The sequence below is a fragment of the Flavobacterium sp. B167r genome (genome assembly GCF_056824315.1).
Genome location: NZ_CP124859.1, coordinates 2,651,887 through 2,671,491, shown reverse-complemented (window position 1 = coordinate 2,671,491; position 19,605 = coordinate 2,651,887). Strand labels below are relative to the sequence as shown.

Here is a 19,605-nt window from a genome sequence, read left to right as displayed (position 1 = left end):
ATTATTGATTTGGGATGATTACTTGGGTTTGTTGTCCTGTGTTAGTATCTAGAATATTCAGCGTTAGACCATCTGCCGATGGGAAAACATCGACAGAATAACTCCCGAAAGTATAAGAGCCTTCTCTTATACCATCAGTTCCAAATTGCTGTCGATAAAGCGAGTTGGAAATCTGACTTAATAATTGCGAATTTAGATTGGCTTTAAATCGCTCTAGTTCTGTTTGTGTTTTTGTAGTGGCCTCAAGTGCTTTATCTTTTTGTTTATTCTGAGCTTCTGCACTGTTCAAAAGCCATTGATAATTAAACGTATCTCCTCCAAATGCAGGATTTACAGGTTTATAAACAAAAGCCTGAGCATTTACAAATGACGAAAAAAGCAGACACAATATTGAGATTGCTATAAGTTTCATATCTTTTATAAATAAATTAATACTGAGTGAAATATTTGCGTTCGTTTTCTTTTTGTTTCAAATAGGCAAACGTTGCGTTTACAGCATCTTCAGCCACTGCGTCTAAAAATTCGTCATCTGGCCGTACCAGAAAATCATAAATAACTTCGTTTTCAATGGTTATTGTAATTGCTGTATTTCTTGCAAAACTATATTCTTCACCTATGGTTACGATCTTCTTAGCATTTATTCCAATCTCATTGTATTTATAATAATATCGGTCATAAAAATCTTTACCCATTTTGGTTTTAGTATCATCAGTAATGATTCCCCTTAATTCGAAGCCTTCGTCTGGAAGTATTTTTACTGGTTCATCCTTTTTTTTTTCTTCCCCTAAAACCACACGATCTTTTGCTATTATTTGTTTATCTTCATCATAAAATAAAAGCATAATAACTACTTCATCTGTATCAAGTAAATTGATCTGCGATGTTGATAATTTTTGTTTTTCGTTTGGCTGTAAGGTAAAAACACCAACTTGTTCATTTTTAGACTGATTATTATTGCCATTATTATTTTTTATAACAGATAATTTATAGGCCGCACTTCTGATTACATCTGTCATATTCTCAGCTGTTCCAGTGATTTTTACGTTACCCTCCACTTTCTCAATTTCTATTTTTGCTTTTACCTTATCTTGAGGAACTTGTCCATAAAATGTTAGAGCGAAAAATAGAAGCAGAATGGTGTAATATCTGTCGAAATAATACATAAATACGTTTATAATTTATTTATAAGAATTACTGAAGCTCCATTTCCTGTTTGTGTAATTTTCATGTTTTTTGATAAAGAATTGGTTCCAATATTTTGAATATTCTGATTATCGCCTTTTTGCGTAATTTGCATATTTATATCATAATTTGTTTTTACTGTGTAATCCAAAATCTTATTGTTATTTCCCTGCTGAAGAACACTTTGAGTAATCGATTTTGCATTTTTATCTAACAGTAAATCATTTCGGTTTCCGTTTTGCTCTACAGAAACTTTTGATTCGGTCGTTTTCAAAATTGCATTCACTCTATTTAAATCTCCAATCTGCTGTATTTGTATTCCGGATTGAAGTTTCAAATTCAAATCATTTTGGGCTTTTTTATCCAAAACAGAAACTATGCTCATAGCTGTTTCTTTTATATTAAAAACAGATGAACTGTATGGTTTGAATTGAGAATTATCCTCTTTTTGCTGTCCATAAAAAATTGGACAAAAAAGAAAAATTAATATTATATTCAGAAGTAAAGTTTTCATCCTAAATTATTTAAAGTTAAAAAAATGAGATAGCCCTTTTGAGACTATCTCATTTTATTATTACTTACAAACCAGTAAGTCCTCCAGATTGAGTAACATTTATAATATTTGAAGTTCCGCTTGAGAATCCAACACTGCTGTGTGAATTACCTGTTTGGTTTACTTTTGAATTATTAGTTGTTCCAATTTGTAATGTATTCTCAGTCAATTTATAACCTTTTTGAACAAGTGTAGCTTCGTTTTTAGTTCCGTATTGATAGTGGTTTGAATAGTTTTCTACAGAGTTACCGCTTCCAGAAGTTTGTGTTTGCCAAGATTTATTAGTTACCCCTCCTTGACTTGCATATGCAGTATTATGAGCTCCATTTTGAGTTTGAGTTGCTTCATTTCCATTATGAGGTCCAAAAGGTACTGCTACACCACCAACACCAGTTCCCATTCCTAACTGAGCAGCTGTAAAAGGAGCGCCTGTTGGTTTTTCATTTCCAGTTGTTCCCTGATCAATGGTAGCCGTGTTGCTATTTCCTGTTTGAGTTTGCCACGCTTTATCGTTTCCTCCTAATGCCGATAATACAACTGACTCTACGATTTGATCTTGCCAAATTGTTGCACGATTACCATTTCCTGTTTGAGTTTGCCATGCTTTATTATCATGATTGCTTTGAGAAATAAACGCACCGTTACCGTCTCCTTTTTGTTTTACTTCGGCTTTGTTTAATACAGCATTATAAATTCCTGGCTGAATTCCTTGATAAACCTCTGATTTGTTTGAATTACCTAATTGGTCAATGTCAGAATTGTTGGTTAATCCGTTTTGATTAACAATCCCCTCTTGAGAAGATCCCACTTGATTTACAGAAGAGATATTGCCTTGTGCAATTGCTGCAACTCCTACAAACAGCATCGCTGAGATGCTTAAAATTACTTTTTTCATAATAAATATATTTAATTGGTTATTAATACAAATTATTATGTAGGTTCTGTAGGTTGGTTTCCGGGGGAGGAAAAAAGAAGGGGTTTTTATCATTTTGAAAAAGAGTTTTTTAACTGCTTTTTCAACTTCATGACCAAAATTAGAAAACTTATCCAAAAACAGTCTATGTATAATTACCTATTTTACAATACGTTAACCTCTTTTCGATGAAATGCAAAACTATCTCGATGAACTACTTCAATCTTGAAAAATTTTCACAAGAAAAAAGCTACTTATTACATTTTACTTACGTTTAAGGTATCTGTAACAAAGAAAATATCAATTAAACATCGTTTTTTTTTAGTATTTAAATAAAAAAAGCCTGTCTCAAAAAGACAGGCTTTAACAAATTGTTACGATACTATTACTTCGTAAATAATAATTCTCTGTATTTAGTTAGTGTCCAACTTTCGTCATCTACTAATAATTCTAATTTATCACAGTGATTACGGATCTCATCAAAATATGGCTTTACATTATTGCAATACGCTTCTGCCATTTTTTGAGCATCAGTCAATTGATTTGCTTTCTTTCTTTCATTAGTCATTGCCAATACTTTAGAATTAATCCCTTCAATATGACCTGAAATTTCTTTAATTAAAACAATTTGTTCTTTAGCTAAAGCTTCAAACTCTTTTGCAAAAATTTCTTTTAATCCTTTTACATTGTCTATTAAAGTATTTTGGTAACGAATTGCAGTCGGAATAACATGATTTCTAGCAATATCTCCTAAAACTCTTCCTTCAATTTGGATTTTCTTAGTGTATTCTTCCAATTCAATTTCGTAACGCGCTTCAGCTTCTACGTGATTGAAGATTCCTAATTGTTCAAATAAGTCTAAAGCTTGTTTAGAAACTTTTGCTTTAATAGCTTCTGGAGTAGTTTTGAAATTGCTTAAACCTCTTTTTGCTGCTTCTTTTTCCCAAGCTTCGCTGTAACCATCGCCTTCAAAAAGGATCTTTTTAGATTGTTTAATATATTCTCTTAAAACATTAAAAATAGCATCGTCCTTTTTCATGTCTTTCGACTCGATTAGGTTTTCTACCTCTTTTTTAAAGTCAAATAGCTGTTTTGCTACAATCGCATTCAAAGTTGTCATTGAATTTGAACAGTTTGAATTTGAACCAACTGCTCTAAATTCAAATTTATTTCCTGTAAAGGCAAAAGGCGAAGTTCTGTTACGATCTGTGTTGTCTAATAATACATCTGGAATTTTACCAACAACATTCAATTTTAAATCTGTTTTTTCTTCTGGCGAAAGTTTTCCTGTTGTTACGCTTTCTAATTCAGATAAAACTTTAGTTAATTGAGCTCCAATAAATACCGACATAATTGCTGGCGGCGCTTCGTTTGCTCCTAACCTGTGGTCGTTACTTGCTGTTGCGATAGAAGCTCTTAATAAAGTTTCATTATCGTTTACTGCTTTGATGGTATTAATAAAGAAAGTCAAAAACTGTAAATTACTCATTGGCGTTTTGCTTGGACTCAACAAATTAACTCCAGTATCTGTAGCCAACGACCAGTTATTGTGCTTTCCTGAACCGTTTACTCCTTTAAATGGTTTTTCGTGAAATAAAACTTTAAAATCATGACGTTCTGCAACTCTCTGCATTACATCCATTAATAAAGAGTTATGGTCAACCGCTAAATTTGTCTCTTCAAAAATTGGAGCCAACTCAAACTGATTTGGCGCAACCTCATTATGACGCGTTTTTACTGGAATTCCTAACAACATGCATTCTTGTTCCAAATCCCTCATATAAGTAAGAGCGCGAGTCGGAATTGATCCAAAATAGTGATCGTCTAACTGTTGTCCTTTTGCAGAAGTGTGTCCTAATAAGGTTCTTCCTGTCATCATTAAGTCTGGACGAGAATTTGCCAAAGCTTTGTCAATCAAGAAATATTCTTGCTCCCATCCTAAAGTAGCCGTTACTTTTTTTACGTTTTTGTCAAAATATTTACAAACTTCCGTAGCAGCTTCATCAATTGCAGATAATGCTCTTAATAAAGGTATTTTATTATCTAAAGCTTCACCTGTGTAAGCAATAAATACTGTAGGAATACATAAAGTTGTACCATATATAAAAGCTGGAGAAGTCGGATCCCAAGCCGTGTAACCTCTTGCTTCAAAAGTATTTCTGATTCCGCCGTTCGGAAAACTTGATGCATCTGGTTCTTGCTGAACTAATTGCGCTCCTCCAAATTTTTCTACAGGATCGCTTCCATCATAAGAAGTTTCAAAAAAAGCATCATGCTTTTCTGCAGTTGTTCCTGTAAGAGGCTGAAACCAGTGCGTATAATGTGTAACTCCTTTTGCAAGAGCCCATTCTTTCATTCCCATTGCAATATAATCTGCAAGCTTTCTGTCTATTTTTGTACCATGCTGAATAGCATCTCTTACTCCTCTAAAAGCATCCGAAGTCAAATATTGCTTCATTGCTTTGTCATTAAATACATTTAATCCGAAAATATTTGATTTTCTGCCTATTTCTTCAAAAGGCACCGGCTTTCTGTTAGCAGCTTGTTGTAAAGCTTGGAAACGTAATGTTGACATGGTTATATATATTTTTTAAATTCGTAATAATTTTCACTGAAAAATGATCAGCAAATATAAACAATTAAAAAACCCATTTTGCATATAAATTTTAGATTTTTGAAATAGAATTCCTCAACAGAAAATGCTTTTTTCAAAGAATAATGAATTCAAATCACAGAAATATAACAAAACTGTACGGGAATATTGATTAAATAAACATTTTTTCATAATTTCTTAACTCATAAATTCAAAAATGTGCCGTAATTATTACGAATTTGTTTTTTTAAGGTTATTAAAATTGCTTTTTTTGAAATATACCCCTATCAAAATTATGCTTATCCGAAAAATTATACTTCATAAAACAAAATAGCCCCCTAATTTTTAGGACTAAGAAAATAAATCTATCTTTGACCCAACGAAAAAAAACAAAAAAATTAATTTATATTATTATGGCTAAAATTAAGTTAGAGTACATTTGGTTAGATGGATATGAACCAACTCAAAATCTTAGAAGTAAAACTAAAGTTGAAGAGCATGAAAACTTCAAAGGGACATTAGAAGAACTTGGAAACTGGTCATTTGATGGTTCGTCAACTAAACAAGCTGAAGGTGGTTCTTCTGACTGTCTTTTAGTTCCTGTTGCAATTTATCCAGATCCAACTCGTATTAATGGATGGTTGGTTATGTCAGAAGTTATGTATGCTGACGGAACTCCTCACCCTTCTAACGGTAGAGCTACAATTGATGATGATAATGATGATTTTTGGTTTGGTTTCGAACAAGAGTATTTCATCATGGATACTAAAACTTTATTGCCATTAGGATTCCCTGTTGGAGGTTATCCTGCTCCACAAGGTATGTACTACTGTTCAGTTGGTGGAAAAAACACTCACGGAAGAAAATTAGTAGAAGAACATGCTGACTTGTGTATCGCTGCTGGAATCAACTTTGAAGGTATTAACCAAGAGGTTGCTTGCGGACAATGGGAATTCCAATTATTCGCTAAAGGTGCTAAAAAAGCTGGAGATGAAATCTGGGTTGCACGTTACCTATTAGATCGTTTGACTGAGAAATATGGCTACTATATTGAATATCACCCAAAACCTCTAGGAGATACAGACTGGAATGGTTCTGGAATGCACGCTAACTTCTCTAACGAAGTATTAAGAACATGTGGAGACCAAGCTACTTACGAAAAAATCTGTGAGGCTTTCCGTCCTGTTACTGCTGAGCACATCGCGGTTTACGGAGCTTACAACGACCAACGTTTAACTGGTAAGCACGAAACTGCTTCTATCCACGATTTCTCTTATGGAGTTTCAGACAGAGGATGTTCTATCAGAATTCCTTTGATGACAGTTCAAAAAGGATGGAAAGGTTGGTTAGAAGACAGAAGACCAGCTTCAAACGGAGATCCATACAAAATTGCTGCAAGAATTATCAAAACTGTTAACTCAGCGCTATAATTCTAAGCTTAAATTATATTCTAAAAGTGCCAGCATTTATTTGTTGGCACTTTTTTTATGCCCAATCCTTGCGAGTGAAACTTTGGCAAAGTTTTAAATTTTGAGAAGTTTAAAAATTCATATTTTAAACTTAAAGCTGTTGTTTCAAAATCAAAAAACCTTATAACTTTATAACACTTAGCATTTTACAAATAACAAATATTACTTAATTTTAGAGCTAAATTTAATTTTTAAGTTAAGCTTCAAAACTTATCTTTGTAAATCATTTAAACAAAATCATTATGATAGTCTGGACTCTTTTTTTACTTGCTGTAGTTTTTATTCTTGCTTTAGACTTGGGTGTCTTTAACAAAACACCCCATATTATCAGCACTAAAGAAGCCAGCAAATGGACATTAGTTTGGGTTACTTTGTCTTTTCTATTTTCGGGAGTAATTTATTGGTTGTATACCACAAATTATATTGATAACCCTGATAATCTGAAACCTTCGGTTGCCGCGATGAAGTTCATAACAGGTTACTTAATTGAACTTTCGTTAAGTGTTGACAACATTTTTGTTATCGCTATTATTTTTGCTTCATTCAAAATTCCGCAAAAATACCAGCACCGTGTTTTATTTTGGGGAATTCTAGGAGCAATAGTTTTCCGCGGATTAATGATTTTCTTCGGTGTAATGCTGATCAACAAATTTACTTGGACGACTTATGTCTTTGGAGTATTCTTAATTTTCACAGCTATAAAAATGCTTTTTTCTGGAGAAGAAGAAGATTTTCACCCAAAAGATTCTTTTGTTTATAAAGCTTTAGGAAAAATTATGCCGATTACTTCGCACATGGAGCATGAGAAATTTTTCATTTTAACCGAAAAAGGAAAAAAAGCGGCTACTCCGTTATTTGTTGCTTTAATTGTTATTGAAGTTATGGATGTTCTTTTTGCAGTAGATAGTGTCCCTGCAATTTTAGCGATTACTAAAGATCCATTTTTAGTATTTAGTTCTAATATTTTTGCTATTCTTGGTTTACGTTCTATGTATTTCTTCTTGGCAAATATGCTGGCAAAATTCAGTTATTTAGAATACAGTTTAGTTGCTATTTTAGCTTTCGTTGGATTAAAAATGTTGCTTCACGATTGGTTTCACGTACCAGAATGGGCTTCTTTAGGATTTATAGCTTTATCTCTTTTAATTGGAATTTTGGTTTCACTTAAGTTCGGACAAGAAAAAGTATTGACAGATTCTGAGAAAGAATAATTCTAAAAAAACAATAGATAAAAAAAAGAAAATCTTGTAGACTGCACCCAAAAGTTTAGACGAATTTATAATTAAATTTGATAATAATGAGCTCGATATTGTATCGGGCTCATTCCTTTTAGATTAAGTTTTATTCTGTCATTATTGTAATATTCTATATATTCGATTATTTCCTGTTTTAATTGAGTAACGGAATTGAATTTTTTAAGGTAAAAAAGTTCTGATTTCAATATTCCGAAGAAGTTTTCAATTATTGCGTTGTCAAGACAATTACCTCTTCTAGACATACTTTGCTTAATTCCCTTTTGTTTTAATAAGTGCTGATATTGTTTCATTTGGTACTGCCATCCCTGATCTGAATGCAATATTAAATTAGTCTTATCGGGTATTCTTTCAAAAGATTTTTCAAGCATGGATGCAATTTGATTAAAAACTGGCCTTTCAGATAAATCATAACTGATAATTTCTCCATTAAATAAATCAATTATTGGAGAGAGATATAACTTTTTTCCGGATACATTAAATTCTGTGACATCTGTAGCCCATTTTTGATTAGGCTTTTCTGCCTTAAAATTACGCTTTAATATATTTGGAGCTATTTTCCCATGCTCTCCTTTATATGATTTATATTTTTTAACTCTTATTAAGCTTTTTAAGCCTAAAAGCTTCATTAATCTGAGTACAGTTTTATGATTAATTAAAACGCCTTTATTTTTTATTTCTAAAGTAATGCGCCTGTAGCCAAACCTGCCTTTATGCTGATGGTAAATCTGCTGAATGAGTAATTTTATATCTCTATATTTATCAATTATATGATATTTTTTTTCATAGTAATAATAACTGCTTCGTGCCATATTCATATGGCCCAGCATGATGCCCAGGTCATAATCATGCCTTAATTCTATTATGGCTTGCGCTTTAAATTCTTGATTTCGTCGGCTTGAACTAAGGCATTGAACTTTTTTAAAAGAGCATTTTCACATCTTAATGATTCTATCTCAAGTAAAAGTTCTTCTTCTCTAGTGAGAGGTTTAGCGGATTTCTTTTTGGCTCTTTTGAAAGTCATAGGCTTAGGTCTTCCTTTAGGTTTATTCTGTAAGCCTAAAACTCCTAGTTTTTGATAATTCTTCTGCCATTGAATGATAACGGAACTACTGGGAATATTAAACTCAACACAAGCTTCTTCCAAAGATAGTGACTTATCTATAATTCCCTGCAATACATTTTGTTTGAAATCAACAGAATAGTGTTGATTCTTTCTAGGTAAAAGCCCTTCTTTACCAACCTTTTTGTAAAAACTAATCCATTTGCAGAGATTTGATATTCTTAAATTTTTCTCTTTTGCAACTGAATTAATTGAATAATTCTTTTTTAAAACTTCATTGACACAAAGAAGCTTAAATTCATAACTGTATTTGACTTTTCTTTCCATAAAAATGCCCCCAAATAGTATCTAACTTTTTGGGGGCAGTTCATTGCGATTTCCTTTTTTTGTATCATTAATTCAAAATTAATTTACTTGTTTAACATTACTATCATCAATGTTATATTTTTTAATTACAGCGTAGTAATCAGAGTAGTCAGGCTTATTAACTGATTTATTAGTATTTACAGGATCATTTCCTGGAATAACTACGATACGGAATTTTTGTCCAGTTCTTAAATTTGTTGGTACAGTATTTAATTCAAAACCTTCCAAGTAAAGCTCAAAATCAACTTGAGTAAAATTAAATTTGTATGTAAAAAACAAAGTCCCATCATCGTAATAATGGGATTCTGGAATCTGAACCCAAACAGTACGCCCTCCAGACACTCCATCTGCTCTATAAGCCACAACTGCATCGCCAGAGAAAAGTGTAAATCCAAAAGGTCTAACTCCACCGTTTCCGTTTGCATCAAACGAAACATTATTCACATCAATAACGTCAGCAATTGGACCATCTTGTCCCGGAACTCCCTGAGGTCCTTCTGGTCCTTCGCAGCTAGAAAATGCGATTAAACCGATAACTGCAAATAAGGTAAGTATCTTTTTCATAATTATTTTTTTTAAGGATTATATTATAAAGGTATTCCAAAAATTAAACCAAAAAAAACGATTTGGTTTAATTTAGAATAAAAACACCTTTATTTTTTTGTAGTAAGCTGATTCTTAGCCAATATTTTATTAAAAAATAATGCATGATAAGGAAGTGAATTTTCCCAATAATCCCAAGTATGTGCTCCTGGCCTTTCTGTATAATCGTGGTCTACTTTTGAATAAACTAATCTTCTGTGCAATTCTCTGTTCGGTTCGATTAAAAAATCGTCAACACCGCAGTCTATAATTAAAGGAAGCTTATTTGTTTTTATTTTATCAACCATTCTTAAAACTGCGTGCTGTTCGTACAAATCTGTATTACCGCTTTTATCTCCAAAAACTGGTTGCATTAATTTTACAATCTGTGCTGAAGAATCTCTGTTCAGCATCGAACTCATATCTACCGCACCGCTCATACTTCCGGCCGCACAAAATAAATCAGGATGTTTTGCCGATAAATATAACGCACCGTGCCCTCCCATTGAAAGACCTGTAATTACTCTTCCGCTTTTATTTGCAATCGTTCGGTATGTTTTGTCTACTTTCTGTAAAACTTCTTGAGTAATAAAAGTTTCAAACTGGCTTTCTTTGCTTACAGGACTATCTAAATAAAAACTAAACGTCTCACCCTCTGGCATTACAATAATCATATTGTATTGGTCTGCCAGATTATGAACCAATTTTTTGTTTGGAGTATTTTTAAGCCAATCGCTAAAATGTCCGTACGCGCCATGCAAGAGATACATTACAGGAAAAGCCGATTTACTTTTTGCATAAGAATTGGGTAAAACCACCGCAGCTTTATAGGTTTTTCCCATAGCCGTGCTGGCAACTTGTAAGGTGTCTACTTTTGCAGCGTATGTCATGGTGGCAAGACAAAGCAAAAATGCAGACAAAAGCATTTTCATTTTTTTCATTTTTTTATATTCTTTTTCTGATTAGGTTTTGTAAATATACTTTTTTTTCAGAATAAAATATATGAAAAATCTCACTGGCCTTTGCGCTAAAAAAATAGTCACGAATTCACGAATTTTATTTTGAAGAATTTTTAAATAACTCGATGCTATGAATTTCACTAATTAATTTAAGAGCTAAAATTCGTGGAAATTAAAAATTAAAAAGCCACGAATTCACGAATAATATTTAAAAAAAATCGTGAATTCGTGGCTAAAAACCATTCGCTAAAAAAATTAGCTGATTATAATCTTATGTTCGTGACGGTATTGCGAAGCGCTTTTACCTGTATATTGTTTGAATGATTTACTAAAATGACTGAAATTATTAAAACCACTTTCATAACAAACTTCATTAATACTTATGGGCTGTTCTGCCAAAAGCTTCGAAGCGTGTACCAAACGGTATTCGTTCACAAACTCAGTAAATGTTTTGTTTGAAATCTTTTTAAAATAACGACAAAATGAAGGCGTAGTCATACTTACAAGGCTCGAAACTTCATCTATAGAAATAGATTCCTGAAAATGATCTTTTACAAAATTGAAAACCACATTCATACGATCGTTATCCTGAGTCTGAAGCTCCATCGAAAATCCGTCTGCATTTAAAATAGTGTATTCCTCCACTGATTCCAATTCGTCCAAAACACTCAAAAGTGTCATAAGTCTTTGAAACGGCGGTTCGTTTTCCATCATTTCAATTTTCTTTCCGATACGTTTTTTCGCTTCACCGCCAAAAGCGATTCCGCCTTTAGCTTGCTTCAAAATATTTTGCACCTTTTTCATTTCGGGAGCAATAAAAAAATCGCTTCCTAAAAATTCAGGTTTTATATGAATTACGGTTTCAGTTGTATTTCCTGTTTGTTCATTTGTAAAACCGCAATGAGGCAAATTAGCTCCTATTAAAAGTAAACTACCATTGGTATAATAAGAAACATGGCTTCCTATTTGTCTTTTTCCAGCCCCACCATTAATATAAACCAACTCAATCTCTGGATGATAGTGCCATAAATGAGCTTTGCTATTGGTCTTTTCGGCGTGTTTAGTGTAGGTAAAAGAACTTCCGTATGAGTTAGTTATCACTTCAAGAGCTGGGGCAATAGTCTTCATGATAATTTCTTTAAAAAATAATAGCAAATTTAACAAAAACACCTAAAATAATTTAAATTTTAACCTACAACGGTTTCGTAAATGCGAATTTTACATTAAAATAACGTACTTAACGCTGAGATATTTACATCAAAACAGGATTTTTTTTAGGGTCTTATTTTTTTTCTCTACTTTTTTTCTATTTATCCTATTTTAAACTTGATTTTATACAAATATGTTAAAAATTGTAGGAAAAATAGAAATTTTATGATGTATGCGGTTTTTCAAAAACTTTGAATAAAAACAATCAAATTAACAAAAACACAACATTAAAGTCAAATTTTAACATATAACGGTTTCGTAAATGAGAATATAGCATAGAAATTGGAAAATATAGATGTTAAAATACCACACATGCTGCTATAACTTTGCATCAGAGAAATGAACAAAAAAAATTTAATACTATAGAATATGAAAAAGGTTATGAAATTAAGTTTAGTATGTGCAGTACTTTTAACAGGAATGAGCACTTATGCAATTGATGGAAATGAAGCATTAAATCTTCATGTATTAAAAGGAAATGGCAAGGTAATTGCTTTTGGAATTAATCAATTACAAAAAGCAGTACTTAGTATATATGATACAAATGGTAATTTAATCTATACTGAAAATGCTTCTGGTAAAACTGGAATCTTAAGAACTTTTAGTTTAGAAGAATTTCCACAAGGAAAATACATTTTAGAAGTTGCTGACAATTTCAAAAAAGTACAATACGATATCACTGTAAATGCTAACAGTTCTGTTTTGTCTTCAAAAGGAACTTCAGTTAACTAAGAAAATATTAAGGTTAAGTGTCAATTCTTCACGGCACTTAAAATTTTATACTCTAATACAGTATAAAAAGTGAGGTTAGATAGTTAGTAAGTTAAAAACTTTCAAAAGTTTTAAAAACAGCTCTTTGTGGTTACTGAGCTGTTTTTTTTTGCTCTATACTTTTTTCAAAGATGCTAAGATGCTGAGATACTAAGGCTCTAAGTTCTTTTTATCCATTGTTAGCAAATCAGCCATAAGAAGCACTACTGTGCGCCTCTATAATTAAACCCTAAAAGAAAAACTCAGAACCTTAGTATCTCAGCACCTTAGAACCTATAAATAATTCCTACATTTTTTAAAGAAATCCTTAACTCAATGTAAATTAAAAACCATCAAAAACATTGAAAAATAATAAGCGTTTTAGCAAAAAAGATAAATATAATTCATATTTTAACCTATAACGGTTTCGTAAATGAGAATACAGCATAGAAATAAGAAAATACAGTTGTGCTTTTTCACTTACAACAGAAGTAATTTAGCATCAGAGAATTAGAACTATTAATTTAAAAACTAAATACCATGAAAAAGATTGTTAGATTGAGTTTAGTAGCAGCATTGCTTTTCACAGGAATAAGTACATATGCAATTGATGGAACAGCAGATTTTAATCTGCACGTTATTAAAGCTAATGGCAAAATGATCACTTTTGGTCTTAACCAAACGCAAAAAGCTAACTTAGCTATTTACGACAAAAATGGATCTCTAATTTATTCTGAAAGCGCTTCAGGTAAAGATGGAATTTTAAGAACTTTTAGTCTAGAAGAATTTCCAGAAGGAACTTACTTCTTAGAAGTAGAAGACAATACAAAAAAAGCAAAATACGAAATAATAGTAAGCGATGATGTTTCTGTTTTAACTCAAAAAGCAGTTTCTTCAGTTTACAAACCAGGTTTCGATAAAAATACAAGTGTGGCAACACGCTAAAAAGTTTATGCTTTCATAAAGTATAAAAGTGAGGTTAGATAGTTAGTAAGTTTAAAAACTTTCAAAAGTTTTAAAAACAGCTCTTTGTGGTTATAGAGCTGTTTTTTTTTTTGCTTTTTTTAACCGCAAAGACGCTAAGGTTACGCAAAGTTCGCAAAGTTTATTTTTTAAGCTTTACGAACTTTTTTATTTTAAAACAATTTCGCGTGCTTGTGTAGATCTTAGTGCACTTTGCGGTTAAATTCGATACAGAATTTTGCAAAGAAATCCTTAACTCAGTGCAAAGTTAAAATCAAGCAAAACATTAAAAAATAACAACTTAATTAACAAAAACACTAAATATAATTCATGTTTTAACCTATAACGGTTTCGTAAATGAGAATATAGCATAGAAATATGAAAACACAGTTGCTCTTTTCACTCCACTATATAACTAATTTAGCATCAGAGAATTAGAACTATTATTTTTAAAAAACTAGTAACATGAAAAATATTGCAAAATTGAGTTTAGTAGCAGCGTTGCTTTTCACAGGAATAAGCACATACGCAATTGATGGAAATGGAGAATTTAATCTTCATGTATTAAAAGCTAATGGAAAACTGATCACTTTCGCACTTAACAAAGTACAGAAAGCTGATTTAGCTATTTATGATAAGGACGGAACTTTAATTTATTCTGAAAGTGCTTCTGGAAAAGAGGGTATCTTAAGAACTTTCAGTCTAGAAGAATTTCCTAAAGGAACTTATTTCTTAGAAGTAGAAGACAATGTAAAAAAAGCAAAATATGAAATTACAATAACTGATAACGCTGTTTTATCTAAAAATGCAGTTTCTTATGCTTACAAATCAGGTTTTGCTAAAAACTCAACTGTTGTTGCGCGCTAAGATTCCATGCGCACATATAAAGTATAAATCAAGGTTAGAAAAATTAAAAAAATATGTTTTAAGAAACAGCTCTTTGTGGTTTAGAGCTGTTTTTTTGTTTAAGAATGGAGTCGAAATAGTAAAACAATAAATTTTCTGAAAAATTATTCTTATTAATTCCAACTCTTTGATTTTTAAGTGCTAAAAAATATTTGCAAAAACAAATCCACAAGCCCAGTATTTACGTACATAGTTCAAACAAAATACAGAAATAATTACAATTCAACAACTTAAGCATTTAAAAATACCCATTTATTGCTAAAAATTAAATTTGTATTTGTAGTTTTACACGTTCCACATTTAGTAATTAACAATTTAAAAAAAACATGACAAAATTTACCAAAGCTGGTTTAGTTGCTGCCTTTTTTTTAGCGACTGTGTTTACCTACGCCATTGACGGAAAAGGTGATTACATTTTAAACATCAAAACAGGAAACGGAAAAGTAGTTAGCTTTACTTTAGACACTGTAGAAAATGCATCTTTCTCTATCTATGACGAAAGTCACAACTTACTTTATGCGGGAGAATCTGCAGCAGACAAATTAGAAGTTTCAAAAACAATTAGTTTAGAAAGTTTTCCTGCTGGAACTTATGTTCTTGAAGTGAAAGCAAACGACAAAGTTGCGAAACACGAAATTAAAGTCGCTGCTAAAAAAGTAAAGACTGTAAAGTTAGACCAATCTGTTAACCAGAGTCCTTCTTTCCGTCGTTAATTTTTTGCCCCCAAAGAATTAAAAGCAGCCCGTACCAGGAGCTGCTTTTTTTATTTATTGTCATTTCTAAAGCCAAAACCAATTTTTACCAATTTCCAAAAAAGATCAGTTTCTGTTGTCAGTATTATTTTTTGAGATGCTTTAAAAACAGATGAATGCGCAAAAGCATAAAGATAATCCAGTAAATCTATCAATCTGAAACTCTGCCTATATTCTGCCCTAACCTCATCGCTATTGGCAAAACAAACATTTCCATATTCTTGTTCTTCCATAAATAACAAACCTAAATGATTTGAAAATTGTTTTATTGCATCTTTATTTACAGTCGTCATTTTAGAATCAGATTTTTCTAATATTTCATTAAGAGTCAAAGACAGGTCGATAGTTTTACTTTTTATTTTTTGAATATAAAGCTCTAGATTAGTATTATTAGAAAATATAATCTTAGTTTTTTCGCTTTGCAGAGCCTCTATTTTTTCTAAATATTCCTGTATTGTCATCTTAAAAAATCTTCAGTCATATAAATTTAAATTATATTTCTTTATAAATAAAATAGAGTTTATAAGCCGTTTTTAAATTATACAAAAAACCATAAAACTCTTAAAATCAACAATTTGAAATAACTAAAAATAATCGATAAATCAAAAAGGCATCATTAAAAAGCAACTCATATCATTGATATCCATATATTTGCATATAAAAAATCACATTAAGAACATACTAAAAACATTCTTTTGAAGTTTATAGTTGCTAAAAGCTGTTATTTGCAGTGAAAAAGATTTTCAAAAACAATGAAGAATACGATTAAAAACCACAACCAAAACTAAAAACCTATGCAGAAAAAACTAGTTATTTTAGTACCGTTAATCGTATTTTCTTTTCACGCAACAGCACAAAAGGAAACCTTTTATAAAACTGAAAAAGTCGGAGAAAAGTACGCGTATGTCGATGTTATAAGAACCTACGAAAAAGTTGCTGCAAAAGGTTACAAATCTGTCGACTTATTTCAAAAACTAGGAAATTCTTCTTATTCTAACTGCGAACTAGAAAAAGCTGCCGAATGGTATCGCGAACTCTTCGCCCTAACCACAGATTTAGATCCTGTTTATTATTACCGCTACGCAGAATCGTTACGTTTTATTTCTGAAAATGAAAAAGCCGATGCTCTTATCGAAAAATTAAAACGTAAACCGAAAACAGCTATAAAAAATAAAGTTTAATAGAACAGTTTTTATATCTTATAATTTCCCACAACCCTAATTTTCAACAGAGTTATAAGCTCTACTTTTCACAGAACATTCGGTAAAGATTTTAGCAGGAATTCTTATTCAGTCAGAATTTATTTTCAATATATTTGAAATATGAATGAAAACACAAAAGATATAACGATCAGGCGAGCTGTAAATTCAGACTTACCTAAACTTGCCGAATTTCTACAATTTTTAGTAAATGCAGAAAGACCTTTCGACGTAACCTTAAAAGAGGGAGCCATTTTTTATTATGATTTACAGGAGCTTATTTTAGACAGCAAAACAGAAGTTTTGGTTATATGTTATAACAATCAAATTGTTGGTTGCGGATATGCCCAAATTCGATCTGCTCTACCCTATCAAACCCATGAATTATTTGGTTATCTTGGTTTTATGTATGTTGATCCAGAATTTAGAGGAAAAGGTCTTAATAGTCTATTAATTGACGAACTTAAAAAATGGGTTTTATCTAAAGGAATAACCGAAGTTAGATTACAGGTTTATTCTGAAAATGAAGCAGCAGTCAACGCTTATAAAAAAGCCGGATTTGAACCAATACTGACAACCATGCGTTGCGATATAAGCGAAATGGAAGGCAATTAAAATTAAGAAAAGCACTCATTTGACGAGTGCTTTTTTATTATTCTAAAATTACTATTTCTGATTTAGCAATTTCTCTAAATATTCTATTTTCTCTTTTTCTGCCTGAAGCAAACGCTCGTAAAGCTTTTTATTTTCTTCGAAAGATTCTACTAATTTGTCTAATGGATTGAAAGTGCATTTATTATTATGAATACTTCCAAAACTACTATCTGATACTGATTCATTAAAAGTATTGAAATAATTAATCATTCCTTCTTCTGAAAAGTTTTTAATTGCCTCTGCTGTTACCCCAAGCGCTTTCGCAATTGCGATAAGTTTATCTTCATCGATCGTTTCGCTATTCTCTAAAATAGAAATCGCTTGCTGGTTTGTTCCTAAAGCCTGCGCCAAAGCTTCCTGTTTCATATCACGAAGTTCACGAATACGGCTTATTTTTCGCCCTATATGATTTGGTTTTGTTAGTGTGCTCATAATTCAAAGATAATAATTAAGTATAACAACTCGCGAAATGTAAAAAACATATTTATTCCTGTACCAAACACAAAAATTTGATTTGCTACAGCAAAATCTATTTCTTTCTTCGCCGAGTCAAACAAAAGTATAATTTTTCTTATAATTAATTTTTAAAAGTCAAATTGTAAAGCGATTAACTTATAAGCCAATTTAAAAAATTATGGAAACTACCGAAACTAAAAATCTAAATCGTCTAAAAGAATTAACTGCTTTGTATTTCACAACGCTAAAACCCGCCGAAGACAATTCACAAAAACAAATCGCCCAAATCAAAGTTTTAAATTATTTCGAACTCGGCTGTCTTATTACCGATTTACTAAAACTCTGCATTCTAGCACTCAACAATGATATGCATAATCCCGAAAATAAGAAATCTGAATCTATAGATGTGAGTCTAGTTCTGGAAACGGTTCTTTCTATTTTTCCTTTGGATGAAATGGAGTTTTTGGGGTATCTTGGGGAGGTTGTTTACGAATGATTTTATTTAAAGTTTAATTTCAAAAAATCTCGCAAAGACGCTAAGTCGCAAAGTTTTTTTTTGCACAATATTGTCATTTCGACGTAAGGAGAAATATCCCAATGAATATTATTTGACAGTGACATCTAGTTCTGAAAACTAAAAAAGCTGTCAAAAAGACAGCCACATTGCTTTAATTTTATAATATAATAAATCTGGCTTAATTTTTGTGTTAATGAAATGCTAATCTTTCTCTAAGATTAAATGAAAAGATTTGATTTCAAAAATTAATATAAATTTAGAGCCTTTGGGAGGGTGCAAAAGTACATTTAATTTTTATAAATCAAAATTTTTTCAAAAAAATATTTTGTTAATTTATAAATTTAAAAAAGACATGGCAAACAAGAACGTACATGTGGTTAAATCGAAGAATGGTGATAGTTGGTCAGTAAAGACAGAAAACAGCCAAAAAGCTTATAGAAATGTAAGTACGCAACAAGAAGCAATTGAAATTGGAAAAAATGTTGCCAAGAACAATAGTTCTGAACTATTAATACACGGTGTTAATGGTAAAATAAGGGATAAAAATAGTTACGGTAACGACAGTTATCCACCAAAAGGTTAATAGAAATGAGAGGATGTAATATTTCAATCAATCAGTTAGCCGATTTTTCTAAAAGCACACTTGCTAATAAGAGAAATATAATAAATCAGCAAAAAACGCCTAACACTTTTAAGACAGCTTGGTATCAGTTGGCTAAAGCTAGAATAAAAAAAGTAATAGCCAATAAGGGAGATATCAAACCTGTTTTGGATGGCATTGAAGAGTTGAAACGTAGAACGGTCACAAAAAAGAGACAGATAAATGATAGGATTGTTTCTTTAGACGCTTTACAAAGATTTGTCAGTTTTCAAATACCTAGTTTATTGAAAAATTATGAGTATAAAGTTTTGAAAAATGTTGAATCAAAATCAATTTTTATAAAAGGTGTAGAAGTAATAGTATCGCCAGATTTAATTATTGAAATTGACATTGATGGCAAAAAATATTTAGGAGCACTCAAAACCCATATTTCAAAAGGGAAAAAATTTGACAGAACGCAACAGTTGTATGTTGCAACTGCCCTCCATAAATATTTGGAATCAGAAATTGCCAAAAATGAAGAAATTGTTTTGCCGGAACTATGCCTTTCAATAGACATTTTTGGTGAAGGAATTGTAACTTCTCCAGTAAATATTTCCAATAAAATAAAAGATATGGAAGTAATATGCGAAGAAGTTAAAAAAATGTGGGACGCCACATAATTT

At 31.4% G+C, this 19,605-nt stretch carries 22 protein-coding genes; 11 read left to right on the top strand and 11 right to left on the bottom strand.

Annotation, left to right across the window (positions count from 1 at the left end; genetic code table 11):
* Window position 1: 1 nt before the first annotated feature.
* The 5 genes from QLQ96_RS11825 to QLQ96_RS11805 all read right to left on the bottom strand — a co-directional run bounded on the left by QLQ96_RS11825 (window position 2) and on the right by QLQ96_RS11805 (window position 5,223).
* Window positions 2–412 (bottom strand): curli production assembly/transport component CsgF, encoded by a 411-nt coding sequence (locus QLQ96_RS11825; protein WP_482496848.1) that lies wholly within the window; start codon window positions 410–412, stop codon window positions 2–4.
* 16 nt (window positions 413–428) lie between these two features.
* Entirely contained in the window at window positions 429–1,163 is a 735-nt protein-coding gene (locus QLQ96_RS11820; protein ID WP_482496847.1) for a CsgE family curli-type amyloid fiber assembly protein, read from the bottom strand.
* 8 nt (window positions 1,164–1,171) lie between these two features.
* A complete protein-coding gene (locus QLQ96_RS11815) occupies window positions 1,172–1,696 on the bottom strand; it encodes a hypothetical protein (protein ID WP_482496846.1) in 525 nt (174 codons plus the stop codon).
* A gap of 64 nt (window positions 1,697–1,760) precedes the next feature.
* Entirely contained in the window at window positions 1,761–2,630 is an 870-nt protein-coding gene (locus QLQ96_RS11810) for a hypothetical protein (RefSeq protein WP_482496845.1), read from the bottom strand.
* A gap of 403 nt (window positions 2,631–3,033) precedes the next feature.
* Window positions 3,034–5,223, bottom strand: a complete 2,190-nt coding sequence (locus tag QLQ96_RS11805; protein ID WP_482496844.1) for a glutamine synthetase III family protein — start codon at window positions 5,221–5,223, stop codon at window positions 3,034–3,036.
* A 431-nt stretch (window positions 5,224–5,654) separates the two neighbouring features.
* Between QLQ96_RS11805 and QLQ96_RS11800 the strand changes: the two genes are divergently transcribed.
* Window positions 5,655–6,671 carry a glutamine synthetase beta-grasp domain-containing protein gene (locus QLQ96_RS11800; protein WP_482496843.1) on the top strand — a complete coding sequence of 339 codons (1,017 nt, stop codon included), beginning with the start codon at window positions 5,655–5,657 and terminating at the stop codon, window positions 6,669–6,671.
* Between the two features lie 281 nt (window positions 6,672–6,952).
* Window positions 6,953–7,921 carry a TerC family protein gene (locus tag QLQ96_RS11795; protein ID WP_482496842.1) on the top strand — a complete coding sequence of 323 codons (969 nt, stop codon included), beginning with the start codon at window positions 6,953–6,955 and terminating at the stop codon, window positions 7,919–7,921.
* 71 nt (window positions 7,922–7,992) lie between these two features.
* Here the strand turns inward: QLQ96_RS11795 and QLQ96_RS11790 are convergent.
* The 4 genes from QLQ96_RS11790 to QLQ96_RS11775 form a co-directional block, all read right to left on the bottom strand.
* Window positions 7,993–9,353 (bottom strand): IS3 family transposase gene (locus QLQ96_RS11790; RefSeq protein ID WP_482493167.1). Its coding sequence is split into 2 segments (ribosomal slippage): window positions 7,993–8,891 and window positions 8,891–9,353, totalling 1,362 coding nucleotides; the frame shifts between segments, so codons are not numbered across the junction.
* A 78-nt stretch (window positions 9,354–9,431) separates the two neighbouring features.
* Complete coding sequence (locus QLQ96_RS11785) at window positions 9,432–9,956, bottom strand: hypothetical protein (protein ID WP_482496841.1); 525 nt, start codon at window positions 9,954–9,956, stop codon at window positions 9,432–9,434.
* Between the two features lie 89 nt (window positions 9,957–10,045).
* Entirely contained in the window at window positions 10,046–10,915 is an 870-nt protein-coding gene (locus tag QLQ96_RS11780) for an alpha/beta hydrolase (RefSeq protein ID WP_482496840.1), read from the bottom strand.
* Between the two features lie 273 nt (window positions 10,916–11,188).
* Window positions 11,189–12,061 carry an AraC family transcriptional regulator gene (locus QLQ96_RS11775; RefSeq protein WP_482496839.1) on the bottom strand — a complete coding sequence of 291 codons (873 nt, stop codon included), beginning with the start codon at window positions 12,059–12,061 and terminating at the stop codon, window positions 11,189–11,191.
* A gap of 450 nt (window positions 12,062–12,511) precedes the next feature.
* Here QLQ96_RS11775 and QLQ96_RS11770 point away from each other — a divergent pair, with 450 nt between their 5' ends.
* The 4 genes from QLQ96_RS11770 (at window position 12,512) to QLQ96_RS11755 (ending at window position 15,474) form a co-directional block, all read left to right on the top strand.
* Window positions 12,512–12,874 (top strand): T9SS type A sorting domain-containing protein, encoded by a 363-nt coding sequence (locus tag QLQ96_RS11770; protein WP_482496838.1) that lies wholly within the window; start codon window positions 12,512–12,514, stop codon window positions 12,872–12,874.
* Between the two features lie 558 nt (window positions 12,875–13,432).
* A complete protein-coding gene (locus QLQ96_RS11765) occupies window positions 13,433–13,837 on the top strand; it encodes a T9SS type A sorting domain-containing protein (RefSeq protein WP_482496837.1) in 405 nt (134 codons plus the stop codon).
* 483 nt (window positions 13,838–14,320) lie between these two features.
* Window positions 14,321–14,722: a T9SS type A sorting domain-containing protein gene (locus QLQ96_RS11760; protein WP_482496836.1), complete on the top strand. Its 402-nt coding sequence runs from the start codon at window positions 14,321–14,323 to the stop codon at window positions 14,720–14,722.
* Window positions 14,723–15,087: 365 nt separating this feature from the next.
* A complete protein-coding gene (locus QLQ96_RS11755) occupies window positions 15,088–15,474 on the top strand; it encodes a secretion protein (protein ID WP_482496835.1) in 387 nt (128 codons plus the stop codon).
* Window positions 15,475–15,524: 50 nt separating this feature from the next.
* On the opposite strand, the gene QLQ96_RS11750 is transcribed toward QLQ96_RS11755, so the two are convergent.
* Window positions 15,525–15,974: a hypothetical protein gene (locus QLQ96_RS11750; RefSeq protein WP_482496834.1), complete on the bottom strand. Its 450-nt coding sequence runs from the start codon at window positions 15,972–15,974 to the stop codon at window positions 15,525–15,527.
* Window positions 15,975–16,307: 333 nt separating this feature from the next.
* Between QLQ96_RS11750 and QLQ96_RS11745 the strand changes: the two genes are divergently transcribed.
* Window positions 16,308–16,694, top strand: a complete 387-nt coding sequence (locus QLQ96_RS11745) for a tetratricopeptide repeat protein (RefSeq protein ID WP_482496833.1) — start codon at window positions 16,308–16,310, stop codon at window positions 16,692–16,694.
* 141 nt (window positions 16,695–16,835) lie between these two features.
* Window positions 16,836–17,327, top strand: a complete 492-nt coding sequence (locus QLQ96_RS11740; RefSeq protein ID WP_482496832.1) for a GNAT family N-acetyltransferase — start codon at window positions 16,836–16,838, stop codon at window positions 17,325–17,327.
* A gap of 51 nt (window positions 17,328–17,378) precedes the next feature.
* On the opposite strand, the gene QLQ96_RS11735 is transcribed toward QLQ96_RS11740, so the two are convergent.
* Complete coding sequence (locus tag QLQ96_RS11735) at window positions 17,379–17,798, bottom strand: helix-turn-helix domain-containing protein (RefSeq protein ID WP_482496831.1); 420 nt, start codon at window positions 17,796–17,798, stop codon at window positions 17,379–17,381.
* Window positions 17,799–18,000: 202 nt separating this feature from the next.
* On the opposite strand from QLQ96_RS11735, the gene QLQ96_RS11730 reads away from it, so the two are divergent.
* From QLQ96_RS11730 to QLQ96_RS11720, 3 genes are all read left to right on the top strand, one after another.
* On the top strand, window positions 18,001–18,318 hold the full coding sequence (locus QLQ96_RS11730; protein WP_482496830.1) for a hypothetical protein: 318 nt from the start codon (window positions 18,001–18,003) through the stop codon (window positions 18,316–18,318).
* Window positions 18,319–18,571: 253 nt separating this feature from the next.
* A complete protein-coding gene (locus QLQ96_RS11725; RefSeq protein ID WP_482496829.1) occupies window positions 18,572–18,922 on the top strand; it encodes a DUF2188 domain-containing protein in 351 nt (116 codons plus the stop codon).
* A 5-nt stretch (window positions 18,923–18,927) separates the two neighbouring features.
* Window positions 18,928–19,602: a hypothetical protein gene (locus tag QLQ96_RS11720; protein ID WP_482496828.1), complete on the top strand. Its 675-nt coding sequence runs from the start codon at window positions 18,928–18,930 to the stop codon at window positions 19,600–19,602.
* The last annotated feature ends 3 nt before the right edge of the window (window positions 19,603–19,605 follow it).

Excerpts from the sequence above, each read along its gene's own strand:
- QLQ96_RS11805 (WP_482496844.1), bottom strand. The coding sequence starts at position 5,223 with ATGTCAACATTACGTTTCCAAGCTTTACAACAAGCTGCTAACAGAAAG.
- QLQ96_RS11760 (WP_482496836.1), top strand. The coding sequence starts at position 14,321 with ATGAAAAATATTGCAAAATTGAGTTTAGTAGCAGCGTTGCTTTTCACA.
- QLQ96_RS11815 (WP_482496846.1), bottom strand. The coding sequence starts at position 1,696 with ATGAAAACTTTACTTCTGAATATAATATTAATTTTTCTTTTTTGTCCA.
- QLQ96_RS11745 (WP_482496833.1), top strand. The coding sequence starts at position 16,308 with ATGCAGAAAAAACTAGTTATTTTAGTACCGTTAATCGTATTTTCTTTT.
- QLQ96_RS11755 (WP_482496835.1), top strand. The coding sequence starts at position 15,088 with ATGACAAAATTTACCAAAGCTGGTTTAGTTGCTGCCTTTTTTTTAGCG.
- QLQ96_RS11810 (WP_482496845.1), bottom strand. The coding sequence starts at position 2,630 with ATGAAAAAAGTAATTTTAAGCATCTCAGCGATGCTGTTTGTAGGAGTT.
- QLQ96_RS11775 (WP_482496839.1), bottom strand. The coding sequence starts at position 12,061 with ATGAAGACTATTGCCCCAGCTCTTGAAGTGATAACTAACTCATACGGA.
- QLQ96_RS11730 (WP_482496830.1), top strand. The coding sequence starts at position 18,001 with ATGGAAACTACCGAAACTAAAAATCTAAATCGTCTAAAAGAATTAACT.
- QLQ96_RS11740 (WP_482496832.1), top strand. The coding sequence starts at position 16,836 with ATGAATGAAAACACAAAAGATATAACGATCAGGCGAGCTGTAAATTCA.
- QLQ96_RS11735 (WP_482496831.1), bottom strand. The coding sequence starts at position 17,798 with ATGAGCACACTAACAAAACCAAATCATATAGGGCGAAAAATAAGCCGT.
- QLQ96_RS11820 (WP_482496847.1), bottom strand. The coding sequence starts at position 1,163 with ATGTATTATTTCGACAGATATTACACCATTCTGCTTCTATTTTTCGCT.
- QLQ96_RS11750 (WP_482496834.1), bottom strand. The coding sequence starts at position 15,974 with ATGACAATACAGGAATATTTAGAAAAAATAGAGGCTCTGCAAAGCGAA.
- QLQ96_RS11825 (WP_482496848.1), bottom strand. The coding sequence starts at position 412 with ATGAAACTTATAGCAATCTCAATATTGTGTCTGCTTTTTTCGTCATTT.
- QLQ96_RS11720 (WP_482496828.1), top strand. The coding sequence starts at position 18,928 with ATGAGAGGATGTAATATTTCAATCAATCAGTTAGCCGATTTTTCTAAA.
- QLQ96_RS11785 (WP_482496841.1), bottom strand. The coding sequence starts at position 9,956 with ATGAAAAAGATACTTACCTTATTTGCAGTTATCGGTTTAATCGCATTT.
- QLQ96_RS11765 (WP_482496837.1), top strand. The coding sequence starts at position 13,433 with ATGAAAAAGATTGTTAGATTGAGTTTAGTAGCAGCATTGCTTTTCACA.
- QLQ96_RS11780 (WP_482496840.1), bottom strand. The coding sequence starts at position 10,915 with ATGAAAAAAATGAAAATGCTTTTGTCTGCATTTTTGCTTTGTCTTGCC.
- QLQ96_RS11800 (WP_482496843.1), top strand. The coding sequence starts at position 5,655 with ATGGCTAAAATTAAGTTAGAGTACATTTGGTTAGATGGATATGAACCA.
- QLQ96_RS11795 (WP_482496842.1), top strand. The coding sequence starts at position 6,953 with ATGATAGTCTGGACTCTTTTTTTACTTGCTGTAGTTTTTATTCTTGCT.
- QLQ96_RS11770 (WP_482496838.1), top strand. The coding sequence starts at position 12,512 with ATGAAAAAGGTTATGAAATTAAGTTTAGTATGTGCAGTACTTTTAACA.